This is a genomic window from Agromyces italicus DSM 16388 (assembly GCF_000421545.1).
In the GTDB taxonomy this organism is placed as follows: domain Bacteria; phylum Actinomycetota; class Actinomycetes; order Actinomycetales; family Microbacteriaceae; genus Agromyces; species Agromyces italicus.
Genome location: NZ_ATXF01000003.1, coordinates 1 through 1,368, shown reverse-complemented (window position 1 = coordinate 1,368; position 1,368 = coordinate 1). Strand labels below are relative to the sequence as shown.

Below are 1,368 nucleotides of genomic sequence, written 5' to 3'. Positions count from 1 at the left end.
TGAACCGTCCCAGGTTTGATGCCGCATCCTTTTGAGTTGATTGGATGTCATCATGCCGAAGAAGATCGATCCCGCGCTGCGTGAGCGGGCTGTCAGGCTCGTGCGCGAGCACCGGGCGGAGTACCCGTCGAACGCGAAGGCGATCGCGGCCGTCGCCCGCCAGGAAGGCGTGGGTGCGGAGTCGCTGCGCCGGTGGGTGCTGCAGGCCGATATCGATGCCGGTGACCGTGATGGCCAAACCAGCGAAGAACATGCCGAGATCAAGCGGCTCAAGGCCGAGAACCGGGCGTTGCGTGAGGACGTCGCGATCCTGAAGGCGGCGACGGCTTTCTTCGTGGGGGAACTCGACCCCCGCAACCGTTGATCATGGGCTTCATCGACCAGATGAGGGCTGAGGGGCATGCGGTCGAGTCGATCATCCGCGTTCTGCGTGAGCAGGGCGTGAAGATCGCCGCGCGCACCTACCGGGCCCGGAGGCAGGGCCGGGTATCGGTCCGGACGGTTACCGACGCGATGGTCGTGGACGCCGTCCGCGAGGCCGCATGGACGACGGTGGTCGATGCGGCCGGTGCCGCGCGCCGGAAGATGACTCCGGAGGGCCTGTACGGGCGGAAGAAGATGACCGCGTTCATCCGCCGCACCGCGATCGCTGACGCTTCCCGGGGCGCCGTGGACCGGGCGATGCGGGCCTTGGGGTTGTCTGGCGTCACCCGCGCGAAAGCACCGCGGACCACGATTCAGGCCAAGGACGGCGTTCGCGCCGGGGACCTGCTCAACCGGAACTTCACCGCGCCGCGGCCCGATCACACCTGGGTCACCGACTTCACCTACGTGCGCACCTGGGCCGGGTGGGTGTATGTCGCGTTCATCCTCGACGTGTTCTCGCAACGCGTCGTGGCCTGGCACGCGCAGACCAGCAAGCACGTCGACCTCGTCATGATCCCGCTGCGGATGGCGCTGTGGGAACGCGACCGGCAGGGGCATACCGTCGGTCCGCACCAGCTCATCCATCACTCCGACGCGGGATCCCAGTACACATCGATCGTGCTGACCGATCACCTCGCGTTGGAGCAGATCGCCCCGTCGATCGGGACGGTCGGCGACGCGTATGACAACGCGCTCATGGAGACGATCAACGGGCTGTACAAGGCCGAGTGCATCCGCACCACGATCTTCCACGACGGCCCGTACAAGACGATCGCGGACGTCGAGTTCGCGACCGCCGGCTGGGTCGACTGGTACAACCACCGCAGGCTCCACGGTAGCCTCGGCATGGTCAGCCCAAACGAATACGAGGCTGCCCACTACGCGACACTCACCCGAGAGCCGCAACCCGCATAACAGCGGCATCAAACCTGGGACGGTTCA

The 1,368-nt window shown here is 66.2% G+C and carries 1 protein-coding gene; it reads left to right on the top strand.

From position 1 onward, the window contains the following. Positions 1-52: 52 nt before the first annotated feature. Positions 53-1,341, top strand: a protein-coding gene (locus H516_RS0100410; protein ID WP_157432105.1) for an IS3 family transposase whose coding sequence is annotated in 2 segments (ribosomal slippage) — positions 53-326 and positions 326-1,341 — 1,290 coding nt in all. Because the reading frame shifts where the segments join, the coding sequence is not laid out codon by codon here. Positions 1,342-1,368: the final 27 nt, after the last annotated feature.